Here is a 15,781-nt window from a genome sequence, read left to right on the forward strand (position 1 = left end):
AAGCAAAACACCAGCACGCGAGAAGCACCAGCACCAGAAAGAACGGACACTCATGCGCGAAGCAGTCATCGTCTCCACCGCACGCACCCCGATCGGCAGGGCGTACCGAGGAGCGTTCAACAACACCCAGGCACAAGAGCTCGCCGGGCACGCCATCGCACATGCGGTGTCGCGGGCAGGTATTGAGGGCGGCGAGGTCGAGGACGTCGTGCTCGGTGCCGCCATGCAGCAGGGCTCGACCGGGTTCAACATCGCCCGCCAGGCGCTGCTGCGTGCGGGACTGCCCAACTCGGTGTCGGGCATGAGCGTCGACCGGCAGTGCGCGTCCGGCCTGATGGCCATTGCGACGGCCGCCAAGCAGATCGTCGACGACGGCATGGAGATCGCCGTCGGTGGCGGCGTCGAGTCGATCTCGTTGGTACAGAACGACCATGCGAACAACTACCGGGCTCAGGACCCGTGGCTCGTTGCCAATGTCGGCGACATCTACATGCCGATGCTGCAGACCGCGGAGATCGTCGCGGAACGGTACGGCGTCAGCCGGGAGCGCCAGGACGAGCTGGCACTGATCTCCCAGCAGCGAACAGCGGCAGCGCAGGAGGCCGGCCGGTTCGACGACGAGATCGTGCCGCTGCGGACCACCAAGCTGGTCGTCGAGAAGGAAACGGGTGAGACGTCGGAGCAGGAGGTCATGCTCGATCGCGACGAGGGCAACCGTCCGTCGACGACGAGCGAGTCGCTCGCCGGTCTGCGCGCGGTGCTTCCCGACGGAACGGTCACCGCGACGTCGACCGTCACGGCGGGAAATGCGTCGCAGTTGTCCGACGGCGCGTCGGCGTCGGTGTTGATGGAAGCCCGCGAAGCGTCACGACGTGGACTGGAACCGCTCGGTGTCTACCGGGGCATGGCTGTTGCGGGATGTGCACCCGACGAGATGGGGATCGGGCCGGTATTCGCGGTGCCGAAACTGCTCAAGCAGCACGGGCTGACCGTCGACGACATCGGTCTGTGGGAGCTCAACGAAGCTTTCGCGTCGCAGGCCCTCTACTGCCGCGACGAGCTCGGCATCGATCCGGAGAGGTTCAACGTCGACGGCGGTGGTATCTCGGTCGGTCACCCGTACGGCATGACGGGTGCGCGGTGCGTCGGGCATGCGTTGACCGAGGGTCGCCGACGCGGCGTCCGCTATTGCGTGGTGACGATGTGTATCGGTGGAGGTATGGGCGCCGCTGGGCTGTTCGAGGTCGCCGGCTGAGTGGTCGCCGCGCCGGTGGCGGTGCGTCGGCGTGAGCGACGGCGGTGGGTCGGCCTGACCTGCGGCAAGATAAGCTCGGGCAGGTGACCAGGACTCGACGCTCCGGCTCCGCCCATGGCGGTCGGGAGGCTGACGCCGAGACTCGCGCCGATCGCAAGAACCGCACCCGGCAGGCGTTGATCAGTACAACCCTCGATCTCGTCGCCGAACGCAGCTTCGGAAGCATCAGCCTGCGGGAGGTCGCGCGGGGTGCAGGCATCGTCCCCACCGCGTTCTACCGGCACTTCGCGTCGATGGAAGACCTGGGCGTCACGCTCGTCGAGGACTCGATGCGAGTGCTGCGACGCACGTTGCGTGAAGGGCGTCGCGACCTCGCCGCGCGGCAGGCACTGCCGACCGCGAAGAACTCGCTCGACATCCTGCTGCAGCACGTGCACGACAACGAGCCGGCGTTTCGTTTCCTGATCCGCGAACAGCACGGCGGTTTGGCGGAGATCAGGCGGGCCATCGACACCGAGTTGCGGTTGTTCTCGAAAGAATTGGCCATCGACCTGTCGCGGATACCCGACCTCGCCGACTGGACGGCTGACGACCTCGAACTCGCCGCGGAACTCATCGTGAGCATCATGCTGACCGCCGTCGCCGACATCCTCGACGGCGAGCACCGCGGCCGAGGCGCGGAGTCGGCGATCATCGAACGCACTCAGCGCCAGTTGGTCATCGTGTTCCTCGGTATGGCGCAGTGGGAGCCGTCCGACGACCGCTGATCGTCGGACAGGGAACAGGTCGGCGCATTTCGTCGACTTGAATCCATGCCGATTACAACTGTGGGCGGGTGTGGCGTCGTCGAGGACACTGAACTGTCGATTGTGTCCGAGAGCGGACGTCCGCCGAGCAACAGGAGTGTCATGTCCACCGAGAAGATCGCCGACGAGATCAAGTTCGCGTATTGGGTCCCGAACGTGTCCGGTGGGCTCGTGACGAGCGACATCGAGCAGCGGACCGGGTGGGACTTCGAGTACAACAAGCGCCTCGCACAGACCGCCGAGAACAACGGATTCGAGTACGCACTCAGCCAGGTGCGGTACGAGGCGAGCTACGGGGCCGAGTTCCAGCACGAGTCGACGTCGTTCAGCCTCGCGCTCCTCGGTGCGACCGAACGCCTGAAGCTGATCGCGGCCATTCACCCCGGACTGTGGCATCCGGCAGTGCTCGCCAAGTTCGGTGCGACCGCAGACATCTTGTCGGGCGGGCGTTTTGCGATCAACGTGGTGAGTGGTTGGTTCAAAGACGAGTTCACCCACCTCGGTGAGCCGTGGCTCGAGCACGACGAGCGGTACCGACGCAGCGGCGAATTCCTCGAGGTGATCCGCAAGATCTGGACCGAGGACAACGTCGACTACCGCGGAGACTTCTACCGCATCCACGACTTCACCCTCAAGCCCAAGCCGCTCAACACTCCGGAGCGCCCCAATCCCGAACTGTTCCAAGGCGGTAACTCCACGGCGGCACGCAACAACGGCGGTCGCTACTCCGACTGGTATTTCTCGAACGGCAAAGATTTCGACGGTGTCACTGAGCAGCTCGACGATCTGCGTGCCGTCGCCCGCGCACACAACCGCGAAGTGCGTTTCGGACTCAACGGATTCATCATCGCGCGTGACACCGAAGCCGAGGCGCGTGACACCCTGCGCGAGATCGTCGAGAAGGCGAACAAGCCTGCGGTGGAGGGCTTTCGGAGTGCGGTGCAGCAGGCGGGCAGCTCGACCGGCGACAAGAAGGGCATGTGGGCCGACTCGTCGTTCGAGGATCTGGTGCAGTACAACGACGGCTTCCGTACGCAACTGATCGGTACACCGGAGCAGGTCGCCGAGCGGATCGTCGCATACAAGAAGCTCGGCGTCGACCTGGTTCTCGGTGGATTCCTGCACTTCCAGGAGGAGATCGAGTACTTCGGCGAGCGTGTGCTGCCGCTGGTGCGTGAACTCGAACTCGCCGACCGCGGCGCGACGGTCTGACGGTGTCGCCAGACCGCCACATATCGACGACGACAAGCGGTTTCACTGCTCAACCGGCAGTGACCGGACCGACTGCAAATCCAGTGGTCGTACCGACTGCGAATCCAGCGGCCGTACCGACTGCGAATCCAGTGGTCGTACCGACCAGTGCTGCGGAGGCGTTGGCGAAGGCACGCGAGGTAGCGGCGCGGATCGAGGTCGACGCCGCGGTGCGCGACCGCGACCGCAGACTCCCGTATGCGGAGATCGACGAGCTGTCCGCGTCGGGGCTTCTGGCGATCACCGTTCCACAGCGGTTCGGCGGTCCCGACTTGGCGCCGAGCGTCGTCGCGGATGTGACCCGACTACTCGCGGCCGCAGACCCCAACATCGCGCAGATTCCGCACAGCCACTTCGTCTATCTGAACCTGCTTCGCCTGGCCGCGCCGGATGCGTTGGCGCAGCGCATCTTCGGTCACGTTCTGCAGGGCGGCCGGGTTGCGAATGCGCAGTCGGAGTGGGGCGGCAAGACTGTCGCGGATATCAACACCACGCTGCGTCGGCAAGGCGACCGCTTCGTACTCGACGGCGAAAAGTTCTATGCGACAGGGTCGTTGTTCGCGCACACCCTGGCCGTGCTGGCGCGCTTGCCCGAAGGGACCGAAACCGCGGAGGCCGCAGTCGGGTTCGAGCCGGGGGAGTACGTCGCATTCGTGGCGGCCGACGCTCCTGGGGTCGAGATCGTCGACGACTGGAATGGCCTCGGTCAGCGCACGACCGGTTCGGGGACAGTCAGGCTCGCCGGGGTCAACGTCGACCCGGGCGACCTCGTGGCTCGCGCACCGGCGGTCGCACAACCGACCGGTTACGGCGCATTCGCCCAGCTACTGCACGTCGCGATCGACGTCGGTATCGCGCGCGGCGCACTCGATGCAGCCGCCGACTTCGTGCGCACGAAGTCGCGGCCGTGGTTCGAGGCAGGAGTCGAGCGCGCCGACGCCGACCCGTTGACGGTGCAACGCTTCGGCGAGCTCGGCGTCGAGGTCGCGGCGGCAGAAGCAACGCTCGATGCCGCGAGTAGAGCTGTCGACGCGGCGACGGCCGAGGACGTCGACGATCCAGCGCTCACCGCTCAGGCGTCGATTGCCGTCGCTGTCGCCAAGGCCGTCGCCGACCGTGCGTCGAACTCGGTGAGTTCTGCGCTCTTCGAGGTGGCGGGCACGCGCAGCGCCTCCGCCGAGCTCTCTCTCGATCGGTTCTGGCGAAACGCCAGGACACACACGCTGCACGATCCGGTGCGCTGGAAGTACCAGCACATCGGTCGCTGGGTGTTGCGTGGGGAGAGCCCTCCGACTCACGGTGTGATCTGAGTGTCGATATCTGGGGCCACGTCATCTGAATGAGGGGTGTAGCTACGCTAATCCGGCGTGCATCATCTGCTATCCCGGATATTCTCTTCTCTATGTTCACGAATGGGACGTGGCCAGTGTGACTCCGACACCGCACGATCAGTCAGGTCCCGGGGGCGAATATCCCGGGGGCGGTGACTCACGCTACGACCCCACCGGCCACGACTCCACCGCATACGACTCCGCCGACCACCGCAACTCCACGAATGCGTATACGGATCCGTCTTTCTACCCGGGGACGTCACAGGATGCCGACCCGAGCGCCTACCAGCCGCCGATGTACGCCGACTACTCCTATCCTGAGCCGCCCCGGTCCGAACCGGCCCAGCCTGGTCCCGCGTATCCATCGGCCCCGGCATCGATGTCGTACCCCCCGCCCGCTTATCCCCAGTCCACATATCCGCAGCAGTATCCGCCGCCTCGCCGTCCGCAGGGTCGGGATAAGTCGTTGCTGATCGTGCTGATCTGCGTTGCCGCTCTGGTGATCATCGGTCTGCTCATCGTCGGTGCGTACTTCCTGCTCAATCGAAGCTCGGATTCGTCGACCGACACGCAGTCGACGCCAACTGTCACGCAGACGGTCAATCCGGCGCCGACCTCCACTGTGACGGTCGCGCCGCCTGCGACCCCGCCGGCGGGAGCGGTCAGTTGCGGCGCCGGAGTGTCGGCGGGTACGTCGGTGACGAGTTGCTCGTTCGCGCAGGCCGTCCGCGACGAGTATCTGCGCACCGGGGTGCAGGGACAGTCGCGGGTGATCAGCGCCTACAGCCCGGTCACGGGAATGAGCTACGTCATGTCCTGCGGTCCAGAAGGTGGTGTGGTCGCCTGTCGCGGCGGCAACAACGCGGTGGTCTATGTCTACTGACCTGCGCGGTCTGGTCGGTGTTGTCGGACTGGTCACCGTGTGCGCTCTTGGCGTTTCGAGCTGTTCGACGACGGATCGCGGTGACAACCAGATCACGCCGGTCACGGTGACGGTGACCGGTTCGAGGACGTCGCAGGCGTCTGCGTCGGTGCCGTCGAGTGCTCCTGTCGCGAACCCGCTGGCACGCGGGTTCGCAGCGGTCGCCGCGCAGGTCGGAGTACCCGTCGGAGTTGCACTGGCCCCCGTTGGCCGAGGCGGCAGTGATCCGATTGTGTTGGGCGACAACACACCTCAGGTGGCATGGTCGACGATCAAGGTTCCGCTTGCTGTCGCTGCCGAACGCGAGAACGGTCCGTCGGCCGCCGAATCGAACGCGATCATCAACTCCGACAACGCTTCTGCCGAGTCGCTGTGGTCGTCGCTGGGGAGCGATGCCGTCGCCGCTCGTAAGGTCACCGCGGTCCTGCGTGAGGGCGGCGACACTCAGTCGACCGTGCCCGCACAGAGGCTGCGCGCCGGATTCACGGTCTTCGGGCAGACCGTGTGGACGTTGCCTGCCGCCGCCACGTTCACCGCCCATCTGCCATGCATGCCGGGAACATCGCACGTCGTGTCGCTGATGGGACAGGTCGCAGGCAACCAGCAGTGGGGCATCGAGGTGATGTCGACGCCGAAATCGACTGCCGTGAAGGGCGGTTGGGGTCCGGGTGTCGATGGCTCCTACCTGGTCAGGCAGATCGGACTCATCACGTCCTCCGACGGACGTCAGACCGCCGTCGCCATGAGTGCCGCAGGTGGCTCGATGTCGGGAGGCATCGCCGCGCTCAACACGATCGGTAATTGGCTCAACCGCAACGTCGCTCGGCTTCCCCGCGGTACCTGCTGAAGGTGTAGTGCGGGCCTTTCGCATCCATCCCTCGGCGGTAAGGCAACGAGCGGAGCGCCGGACCCGGTGGCGGATCCGGCGCTCTGCCGTTGACGATGGCGGTGCGGTGGCGACCTCAGTCGGTACTGGCAGACGACGTAGAGTTGCCCGAGGTCGACGACGCGCCGCTCGAGTCGCCGGAGGTGCTCGACGTGTCCGAGGATGAACTGCTTTCGGCGTCCGCAGAGCCCGTGGCGTTCACAGAGCTGGTGGTGTGAGCGTCGGTGCCGGAGTTCGACGTCGACGATCCGCTGGACGTGGAGCTCTGAGTCGAGTCCGAAGAACTACCGGTCGATGACGAGGCCGGGGCGGTCGACGAACTCGACGAGGTGGATTCCTTTGCCTCGGAGGAGTTCTGGACTTCGCTGGACGAGCCCGTCGGCGCCGAACTCGATTGCGTCTCTACGACTTCGGCCTGCGCCGACTCGGTCGTTACCGGCGCAGTCTTCTCGGACTGGGCCTTCTCAGCATCGACCTTCTCTGCATCGACCTTCGCCGAATCGACAGAGTTCGGCGCGACGCTTGTCATCGCGACGGCGGCTGCGGTCTTGGCGGGATCCGGCGAGGGGGTTGTTGTCTCGGAATCCTTCTTGCCCAGCAGTGTGTCGGCGAGCTTCTGAATGGCCGCAGCCCAATTGTCGGCGGCATCGTCGGAGATGGTCGGGAACTCCACACCGGCTAGCGGCGGGACGGGCTTGCCGCTCTTGCCATCCCAGCCATCACCGAGAAGGGCGCCGACGGTTTGGGAAACGCCTTCCAACGCGCCGATCGGACCGATGGCCTGCCCGGGAATGCCAATTTCGATCCCATTGAGATCGACCCCCAGACCGATGCTGTTGAAGATCGACCCGCCCGGTGCGGGGATCTTGTTGTCGGGGTTGTCGGGGTCGACGGGGCCATCGTAGGAGCCTCGTCCCACCGAACCGGGAGTGAACAGTCCTCCGAACGCGATGTCGAGGGAGTTGAGCTTGGTGGTTCCCAAGAGGCCGCTGTCGTTGATGAGTGGAGTGAGGGCTGTGAGATCGAGTGTGGCACCGTTGAATACCGCTCCGACGACGTTGGCAGGAGCCGAGAACACGTCGGAGAAGACAGCATCGGGATTGCCAGCTTGGATCGCGGCGGCGATGGCGATGCCGCTGTTCAGGACTGCGACGGCCGGGCTGATCACTGGACCGACGAGGCCCATGAGCACGCCACTCATCGGTGACGCCAGCACGTTCATGACTGCGGTGATTACTTCTGGATCGATCGATCCACCCGCGGGTAGAAGCGACGGAAGCAGCCCGAGGACGAGACCGTGCAGGCCGTCGACACTGTGGTTCTTCATGGTGTCGAGCGCATTACCAGCCACGCCGATCCCGGTGACGCCGCTGATCACGGCTTCGAGGTTGGCGCGCATCTTCTTGAGGACGTCGTCGGCCTGTGACGGATCGTTCAGAACGTCGTTGAGGTACTTCGACTGGTTGGCGATGATCTGTTGCAGTGGCAGCCCGGGAGCCAGGAAGTAGTTATGGGCAAGAGTCGCAGCGTTTTTCGATGCCTCATTGAAGGCGTCGATATACGGCTCGAGTGGCTTCCAGTCGGCGGCGAGACGCACGGTCGCTTCGGTGGTGGCCTTGTACGCGGTGGGCACCTCGGAATGGACGCCGGGTGCAACGGCCATGACGCTCGCGCCTGCGATGGCGACACCAGCGGCAACCCACGCGCGGGGGGCTTTTTTCGGAACTTCGATATCGCCTTGCAGGGCGATGGGAGCGGAACGCTGCACGGACTCTCCTCGGGGACGTGTGCAAGAACTTGAGTGCAGTCTGAACGTAGAGCCAGAGCGAGCTGAGAGAGGGCCTTTTCGGTAAATTTGCTTTTGTACACGAACCATTAACTGGGCTCGTTTGGTGTCGTTAGATCATTAAAGAACCAGCTCAGCGCGCTGTAATCGCTTGCGATAGTTAGTCAAAGATTCGCGATAGCGTGGTACTGAAGAGTAGGTTTCGGTGTCGTAGTGGGCGTGGAACCTGAGAAAAGCGGCATCCTGCAACCGATGCTCGGGTAATGTCCCTCGCGCCCGACGGCCCGGACGGAATGCGAACGATGGGTCGTCGTCTTACGGGGCCGCGGACTCGACGCGGCGCCGAGATCACGATCGACGAAGGTGGCCGATGTCCAAGCACGCAAAACTCACCGAAGACACTCTGCTCGAACTGCTTCGGCAGCGGGCGGATCGGTACGCCGACAAGGTGGCATTTGACTTCTCGTACAACGGCGACGGCGAGAAAGCGAGTGTGCTGACCTACCGTGATCTGGATTACAGGGCGCGCGCGATCGCTGCCGAGTTGCAGAGTAAGGGTGCGGCAGGCGAGCGCGTACTGGTGCTCTGTCGACCCGCATTAGACCATATCGCAGGCTTTTTCGGATGTGTCTATGCCGGCGCGGTCGCGGTTCCGGTGCACGAGCGATTGGCTCCGCGACTGTCTTCGGTCGTGCCGGATGCGCGCGCACGTTTCGCGCTGGGAGTGTCGGAGACGCAGCCGGCCATCAAGACGATGCTCGACACGCTCGGCGAGGGCGGCGACCTCACCTGGGGTCTGATGGACGTGGTCTCGGCGGATGCCGACGACTGGGTCGCGCCGAACATCGACGCGACTACGGTCGCGATGATCCAGTACACGTCCGGATCGACCACGACGCCGAAAGGCGTTGTCCTCAAACATGACAACCTGATGCGGAACATGGAGGCGATCCGATCGTCGTGGGAGGGCTCAGACTCCGACGTCGGCGCCTTTTGGCTTCCGTCTCATCACGACATGGGGTTGATCGGCGGGGTGCTGTCGATGATCTATCTCGGTTGCACAGCACATTTCATGTCGCCGACGGCGTTCATCAAACGGCCGATGGCATGGATGGAACTACTCTCCTCGTGTGCCGCGACCTACACCGTTGCGCCCAATTTCGCCTACGAGTTGTGCGTCGAACACAGCACCTCCGAAGAACGTGCAGCACTTGACCTTTCGAGGCTGCACACCGCGATGAATGGCGCTGAACCCGTGCAGGAGGCAACCCTGCGGCGGTTCGCCGGAGCCTTTGCGCCCGCGGGATTCGCGCGCGAGGCATTCTCTGCGGTCTACGGTTTGGCTGAAGCGACGCTTCTCGTTTCCGGTCGGCCCGGTTCGGCGCAGCCTCGCGCGATGCATCTCGATCGTGAGGTGCTCGCCGAAGACAGAGTCGTCGAGCGCGACGACCCGGCGGGTGCGATGACTGTTGTCGGGTGTGGCGAGCCACGCGCAGGCGAGGTGGTGATCGTCGACCCGGTGACGCACGTGCAGTGCGGAGAGGGAAAGGTCGGCGAGATCTGGTGTGCGGGTACGAGTGTCGGGGCGGGATATTGGCGCAGGCCCGAGGAGACGGAGCACACTTTCGGCGCGTCGATTGCCGACACCGGGGCAGGGCCGTTCCTACGCACCGGCGATCTCGGATTTCTGCGTGACGGCGAGTTGTTCGTCACCGGTCGGTGCAAAGACCTCGTCGTCATCCGCGGTGGCAATCACTATCCCAACGACATCGAATTCACCGTGCAAGGATGCCACGCATCCCTGACATCCGGTCGTGGCGCGGCGTTCGCGTTCACGCCGGGATTGCGCGCGGTCGAACGACTTGTCATCGTCCAGGAGGTGGACGTCGACCACCGTGGTGTGGGCTCACTCGATGCGGACGCCCTCGCCGAGATCATCGAGAGCGTGCGTGTTGTGGTTGCCGATCGATACGGCGTCGATCCTCATTCGGTGTTTCTCGTCGAGCCGCAGTCGATTCCGACGACATCGAGCGGCAAGATCCAACGTGGGCGGTGTCGCGAGTTGTTCCTCGACGATTCTCTGTCTCCGGTCGCTGTGTGGCAGACGCCCTCGGCCGCCGACGACGTGGCGCGAGCGAAAGAACTCGAGAGGGCTGTTGCCGGTGCCGAACTGGTGCGGCTCGCGGTCGCGTCGGGCAGGGGCGTCGGGCAGCCCTCCTGACAGCCACGCCACGCCCGTGCACGGTGGTGTTCCTCGGTGCTGGCCGGGTGTGACCGAGTTGTGACGCCCTCGGGGTCGCTTGGGGCGCGACCGGGCCGTAACGTCTGTTACTCAAGTGAGTAGAGGGACAGATGTGACTATTTCGAAACGACTCTGCGTGCTGATCGCCGTCGCGGTGACGACGATCGTCCTCGGTGCAGGGAGCGCGCATGCGGCCCCGCCCCGGTTTCGACCGCCGCCACTACCCGAGCCGATTGCGACGTGGCTGCGTCCGCCGGTACCTCCGGCGAAGAGGCTCGCAGACAGCTGGGCGGTTGCGCAGAAGTCGATTCGTAAGTCGATTCCCGGCCAAATCGGAGTGTCGTTGGTACCCGTCGGGTCCGACGCCGCACAGTCGTTCGGGTCGCTCAAGACGGGGCGGGCGTGGTCGACCTTCAAGGTTCCCGTCGCGCTGGCAGCCGAGCGCAAGAACGGTGCATCGATCCTCGCCAAGGAGGACAAGGCGATCACCTTCTCCGACAACGACGCCGCAGGCGACCTCTGGGGATCGCTCGGCGGCGGCAGGGCATCGGTCGACGCGGTGACCGCGGTGCTGCGCGAAGGCCATGATGTGACGACTCGGGTGAGTTCGGAGATCGATACTCCGCGTTCGTATCCGGGCTATACACAATGGGCGCTGGCCGATCAGGCGCGTTTCGGGGCGCACCTGCCGTGCATGCCGAACACCAAGAACATCCTCGACCACATGGGTTCGGTGGCGCCGAATCAACGGTGGGGCATCGCTGATCTCGGTCCCAAGCAGCACGCGGTCACCGCGGTGAAGGGTGGTTGGGGGCCTGCCACCGATGCGGCACCTGGTTATCTGGTGCGCCAGCTCGGCCTCATCGCGACCGATCAGGGGGAGGTCGCGGTCTCGATGGCTGCTCGTCCGACGAGCGGAACATTCGAGGACGGCACAAAGATGCTGACCAAGGTCGGCGACTGGCTCGGCCGGAACTTCACATTGATTCCTGCGGGGAAGTGTCCCGCCCTCTGAACGGCGCACACTCGGCAGTCTGAGGCGCACGGCAGTCTGGGGCGCCCGGTCGGCGGTGTCAGTCTGGCATGGAGTGGCGACCGGTGCGCGGAGGTGACGGGTCGACGCCCCGGTCGTGGGGGCTCGGTAGCTCATGTGCCTTGTGGGGTGCGGCACGGGATGCCGACTCGGTTGGGGGATGGTCGTTGACGGGCCGCCCGTTGTCGATGCGACGGGTTGCGCGCACCGAGGCGTCTGGCGCGCCGGACGTCGTGCGTGTTCCCCGTCCCACTGCGCCGGACTGCGTGCGCCCCGGCTTCGCCGCACCGGAATGTGTGCGCGCCGGCTCCACCGCGCGCGGCGTCGGATGGGTGAGGGCGGCGGCGATCGCTGTGGTCAGCGGCACCGACAGCGCGATGGCGATGCCGCCGACGAACGATCGGGCGAGTTCGACGGCGACCGCGTCGGTGGTCAGCAGCGACGAGAACGGTTGTCGCGCAACGGAGAACAGGAGGAGAAGCGGTAGCGCGCTGCCCGCGTACGCGAAGACGAGGGTGTAGACGGTGCTCGCTATGTGGTCTCGGCCGACGCGCATCGCGGCCCGGAAGGTCGCGAGTCTCGTCGGCTCTCCCGCGCCTGCGAGTTCGAATGCCGCTGATGCCTGGGTGATCGTGACGTCGTTGAGAACGCCGAGGGTGCCGATGATGAATCCGGCGAGCAGCAGGCCGCTGATCGAGATGCTGCCCTGGTAGACCTGCAAATTGGTGGTCTGGTCGCCAGACAAGCCGGTGAGGTGCATGGTCCTGATGGCCAGCCAACTCAGCACGCCCGCGAGCACGAGTGAGCTCAACGTGCCCAGGAGCGCCGAACTCGTCCGCAGGCTGATGCCGTGCGCCAGATACAAGACGACGAACAGGATCGCGGCCGAGGACACCACGGCCACCGCGACGGGCGACTCACCGTCGAGAATCGCGGGCAAGGTGAATACGCCGAGGACAGCGAAGGCGAAGACGAGGCCGATGATCGACCGCAAGCCACGCCAGGCCGCAACCAGGACCACCGCGCCGACGAACAGCACCGCCCAGATCAGTGTCGGTATCCCGCGCGCGAAGTCGAAGAACGTGTAGCGCGGCGCGCCGTCGGGGCCCGGTACCGTGCTCAGCCGGATGGCGTCGCCGGGGGAGAGTGACGGTTGGCCCGCCTGCGGTTCGTCGAGGGTCGACGGGTCGGGTGCGACACTGTCCGGGCCGCTGCCGGCCTGCGCCCGATTCGTCGGGATCTCGAGCAATGTGTATTTGCCTGAGTCGCTTCCAGATTCGAGCTTGACGGTGTTCTCGATGCACGGGCCGTTCGGCGTCGGCGTTGTGCCGAAATCGGGCGAATCCTGCGCCGTTCCGACGAGCTGGTTGAGGCAGGGGCCACGCGATTGCCCGACCACTTTGCCCGACACCGTCGTGATCGCCCCGCCGTCTGCGCCTCGGAACTGCGGCGGAATCGGATGGCTCCCACCGGACGGCCACAGCAGCACCATGCCGACGATGACGGCGATACCGGCGATCGTCAGCGTGACGACGACGAATCGTTTCGCGAACGGAGACAAGGCCGCCGGGATCTCCGACAGCGAATGGCTGTGCGAGTGTCCGACGTGTGTGCGGTGGGGTCCGGGATCGCGACTCACCCCGCCACAATAGGCGGCGAGTCAGCTCGGTGTGGCGCCGACGGCGTCGACTCGTGCCGCCACGTCACGGACCGAGTCGTCGATGGTCGATCCCTTGCCGCCGACGCGGTACGACGCTCCGCGGTGGTTGTCCGGAAGCAGGTCGCCGCGTCCGAACAGCTTGTTGCGCAACGTACCCGGCACGTACTCCCGTCCGTAGGCACCTCGCCGCTCCAGTGCGGGCACCACGTGGGTGATGACGTCGGAGAAGGTGCCGGGCGTCACGGCATATGCGAGGTTGAAGCCGTCGACGTCGGTGTCGGCGGCCCAGTCGAGAAGAGCCCCTGCAACCTCGTCTCCCGACCCGATCAGCACCGGACCCATTCCACCGATGCCACCCCACGCAGCGATGTCGCGCACCCGCCACTGCTCGCCGGTGTCGGATGCCTGCTGGAAGGCGGCCACCGCCGACTGGATCGCGTTACTCGCCACGTTGCCGATCGGTTCGTCGAGGTCATACGACGCGAGGTCGATGCCCATCCAGCCCGACATGAACACCAGTGATCCCTCGTCGCTGGCGAGTCGCTGATACTCGGCCGCCTTGGCGCGTGCGGCTTCCGGCGTGGCGTCGGTGATGATCGTCAGGAGCGTGTAGATCCGTGCGTCGTAGGGATCGCGACCTGCGAGGACGAGTTCGTCGCGGATCTTGGCGACGGTGTCGCGGAGGATCTGCTTGGTGGGAGCCGCGACGAAGATGGCTTCGGCGTTCTGGGCGGCGAAGCGTCGGCCGCGAGGTGAGGCCCCCGCCTGGTAGATGACCGGCGAGCCCTGTGGTGACGGCTCGGACAGGTGAATGCCCGGCACAGTGAAATGCTTACCGCGGTGTCCGACGTGGTGCACTTTCGACGGGTCGGCGAACACACCGGAGGTGCGGTCGCGGAGTACCGCGTCGCGCTCCCACGAGCCCTCCCAGAGCTTGTAGAGCACCGTCAGGTATTCGTCGGCGTGGTCGTAGCGGTCGTCGTGCGCCAGCTGATCGTCGTCGCCCATGTTGCGCGCTGCCGACGGCAGATAGCCGGTCACCACGTTCCAGCCGATCCGGCCCTTGGTGAGATGGTCCAGCGTCGATAATCGGCGCGCGAACGGATACGGATGCTCGAATCCGGTGCCCGTGGTGATCCCGAAGCCGAGGTGCTCCGTCGCGTGAGCCATTGCCGACACCAGCAACAGCGGGTCGTTGACAGGAATCTGCGCGCCCTGCCTGATCGCGGCTTCGTCTGTGCCCGCGTAGACGTCGTAGGTGCCTAGTACGTCGGCGATGAACAGGCCGTCGAATCCGCCCGTTTCCAGGAGCCGGGCCAACTCGACCCAGTAGTCGAGTGTGTTGTAGTCCCACGATCGATCCGCGGGGTGACGCCATAGACCCGGCGATTGGTGGGCGACGCAATTCATGTCGAATGCGTTGAAGCGGATGGGTCGCGGCGTGCTAGCCCGCGAGCTGGAGGCGGAAACGTGATGGCTGTCAGACACTCGGCTGATCGTCCGGCCTCACGTCGGGTCACGCCAGGTTTGTGCGCACCGCGGGCCAAAGGGGTACGAATGGTTGGCATGAACGCCTCGGAAGTTCTCCTCGACGGATTGGGCCGCATCAAAGACGGGGTACACGGTGTCCTCGACGGGATCGACGAAGAGCGACTGGGCCTCACTGTGGCACCGGGAGCCAACACCATTGCCTGGCTGATCTGGCACCTCACCCGAGTCCAGGACGCGCAGATCGCCGATGTCGCCGACTTCGACCAGGTCTGGATCAGAGATGGCTGGTACGAGAGTTTCGCCCTGCCGTTCGACAAGGAGGCCACCGGCTACGGGCAGTCGCCCGAACAGACGCGACGCGTAGTAGCCGAACCCGACCAGTTGCTCGGCTACTACGACGCCACACACGACGCATCGGTCGCCTACCTCACGACGCTCGACGACGCCGACCTCGACCGGATCGTGGACGAGCGGTGGGATCCTCCCGTCACGCTCGGCGTCCGATTGGTCAGCATCGTCGACGACGACGCGAAACACCTCGGGCAGGCCGCCTATCTCCGTGGACTACACCTGTGACACCGCCGGGCGTAGGCGGTCACAGGTGAGTGAAAGACGTTCTGGCTCAGGGCTTCCAGCAGCCCTTGAGGGTTTGGAAGTCGCCTGCGAACGAGGTGCCGCCGGTGCAGGTGGGTCCGTTCTTGCCGTCGACGACGACGGTGGCACCCGGTCCGGCGATGCCGATCGCGAGACCCGGTTTGATACCGGTCATCGTCACTGATGCCTTGGGACCCAACGCAATTGCCGCAGGACCGGCGTAGTTGTCTGCCTTGGACGACGCAGTGCCGCCGTTGTCGACGACCGCCAGGCTCAGTCCTGTTGGGCCGGAATCCGCTGTGCAGCCATGCATTGTCGAACTCTGTCCTGGCAGGGCCGGACAGATCGTGGGTGCGGCAGCAGCGTCGGGTGCTGCGGCGAATGCGATCGCTCCCGCGCCTGCCGTTGCGACCAGTGCACCCAATGCGATTCGGGCTGTATTCCGCATGTGAAGCTCCTTGCTTGTCAGTGTGTCGGTGGATGAGCACCAGCGATTCGGAGCAGGTGTGGACCGCGGATGGGAA

General features: G+C 65.2%; 13 protein-coding genes. 9 read left to right on the forward strand and 4 right to left on the reverse strand.

What is annotated here, in order from left to right:
- Positions 1-52 precede the first annotated feature (52 nt).
- From B3T59_RS06610 to B3T59_RS06635, 6 genes are all read left to right on the forward strand, one after another.
- On the forward strand, positions 53-1,255 hold the full coding sequence (locus tag B3T59_RS06610; protein WP_287001823.1) for an acetyl-CoA C-acyltransferase: 1,203 nt from the start codon (positions 53-55) through the stop codon (positions 1,253-1,255).
- An 83-nt stretch (positions 1,256-1,338) separates the two neighbouring features.
- Positions 1,339-2,022, forward strand: coding sequence for a TetR family transcriptional regulator (locus tag B3T59_RS06615; RefSeq protein ID WP_005202172.1), 684 nt, complete (start codon positions 1,339-1,341; stop codon positions 2,020-2,022).
- A gap of 141 nt (positions 2,023-2,163) precedes the next feature.
- The gene (gene sfnG / locus B3T59_RS06620; protein ID WP_005202170.1) at positions 2,164-3,273 is read left to right on the forward strand and encodes a dimethylsulfone monooxygenase SfnG; all 1,110 of its coding nucleotides are present in this window, start codon (positions 2,164-2,166) and stop codon (positions 3,271-3,273) included.
- Positions 3,274-3,404: 131 nt separating this feature from the next.
- On the forward strand, positions 3,405-4,622 hold the full coding sequence (locus B3T59_RS06625; protein ID WP_287001803.1) for an SfnB family sulfur acquisition oxidoreductase: 1,218 nt from the start codon (positions 3,405-3,407) through the stop codon (positions 4,620-4,622).
- A gap of 118 nt (positions 4,623-4,740) precedes the next feature.
- Positions 4,741-5,526 (forward strand): hypothetical protein, encoded by a 786-nt coding sequence (locus B3T59_RS06630; protein WP_287001804.1) that lies wholly within the window; start codon positions 4,741-4,743, stop codon positions 5,524-5,526.
- Entirely contained in the window at positions 5,516-6,412 is an 897-nt protein-coding gene (locus B3T59_RS06635; protein ID WP_287001805.1) for a hypothetical protein, read from the forward strand. Before B3T59_RS06630 ends, B3T59_RS06635 begins: the two co-directional genes overlap by 11 nt.
- Positions 6,413-6,527: 115 nt before the next feature.
- Here B3T59_RS06635 and gjpA read toward each other — a convergent pair whose 3' ends face one another.
- The gene (gjpA, locus tag B3T59_RS06640) at positions 6,528-8,219 is read right to left on the reverse strand and encodes an outer membrane porin GjpA (RefSeq protein WP_287001806.1); all 1,692 of its coding nucleotides are present in this window, start codon (positions 8,217-8,219) and stop codon (positions 6,528-6,530) included.
- 388 nt (positions 8,220-8,607) lie between these two features.
- Here gjpA and B3T59_RS06645 point away from each other — a divergent pair, with 388 nt between their 5' ends.
- Entirely contained in the window at positions 8,608-10,458 is a 1,851-nt protein-coding gene (locus tag B3T59_RS06645) for a fatty acyl-AMP ligase (protein ID WP_287001807.1), read from the forward strand.
- A 133-nt stretch (positions 10,459-10,591) separates the two neighbouring features.
- Entirely contained in the window at positions 10,592-11,494 is a 903-nt protein-coding gene (locus B3T59_RS06650; RefSeq protein WP_197502416.1) for a hypothetical protein, read from the forward strand.
- A 58-nt stretch (positions 11,495-11,552) separates the two neighbouring features.
- On the opposite strand, the gene B3T59_RS06655 is transcribed toward B3T59_RS06650, so the two are convergent.
- Both B3T59_RS06655 and B3T59_RS06660 read right to left on the reverse strand, forming a co-directional pair.
- Positions 11,553-13,151: a YibE/F family protein gene (locus B3T59_RS06655; RefSeq protein WP_064863743.1), complete on the reverse strand. Its 1,599-nt coding sequence runs from the start codon at positions 13,149-13,151 to the stop codon at positions 11,553-11,555.
- Positions 13,152-13,172: 21 nt separating this feature from the next.
- Positions 13,173-14,660, reverse strand: coding sequence for an LLM class flavin-dependent oxidoreductase (locus B3T59_RS06660; protein ID WP_287001808.1), 1,488 nt, complete (start codon positions 14,658-14,660; stop codon positions 13,173-13,175).
- 78 nt (positions 14,661-14,738) lie between these two features.
- Between B3T59_RS06660 and B3T59_RS06665 the strand changes: the two genes are divergently transcribed.
- Positions 14,739-15,239, forward strand: a complete 501-nt coding sequence (locus B3T59_RS06665) for a mycothiol transferase (protein ID WP_064863745.1) — start codon at positions 14,739-14,741, stop codon at positions 15,237-15,239.
- A 46-nt stretch (positions 15,240-15,285) separates the two neighbouring features.
- Here the strand turns inward: B3T59_RS06665 and B3T59_RS06670 are convergent, their stop codons facing one another.
- Positions 15,286-15,705: a DUF6764 family protein gene (locus B3T59_RS06670; protein WP_287001809.1), complete on the reverse strand. Its 420-nt coding sequence runs from the start codon at positions 15,703-15,705 to the stop codon at positions 15,286-15,288.
- Between the last annotated feature and the right edge of the window lie 76 nt (positions 15,706-15,781).

Origin of the sequence: Gordonia sp. UBA7860, from assembly GCF_002500165.1 — a bacterium.
GTDB classification, from domain to species: Bacteria; Actinomycetota; Actinomycetes; order Mycobacteriales; family Mycobacteriaceae; genus Gordonia; species Gordonia sputi.

Excerpts from the sequence above, each read along its gene's own strand:
- B3T59_RS06670 (WP_287001809.1), bottom strand. The coding sequence starts at position 15,705 with ATGCGGAATACAGCCCGAATCGCATTGGGTGCACTGGTCGCAACGGCA.
- B3T59_RS06645 (WP_287001807.1), top strand. The coding sequence starts at position 8,608 with ATGTCCAAGCACGCAAAACTCACCGAAGACACTCTGCTCGAACTGCTT.
- B3T59_RS06610 (WP_287001823.1), top strand. The coding sequence starts at position 53 with ATGCGCGAAGCAGTCATCGTCTCCACCGCACGCACCCCGATCGGCAGG.
- B3T59_RS06665 (WP_064863745.1), top strand. The coding sequence starts at position 14,739 with ATGAACGCCTCGGAAGTTCTCCTCGACGGATTGGGCCGCATCAAAGAC.
- sfnG (WP_005202170.1), top strand. The coding sequence starts at position 2,164 with ATGTCCACCGAGAAGATCGCCGACGAGATCAAGTTCGCGTATTGGGTC.
- B3T59_RS06635 (WP_287001805.1), top strand. The coding sequence starts at position 5,516 with ATGTCTACTGACCTGCGCGGTCTGGTCGGTGTTGTCGGACTGGTCACC.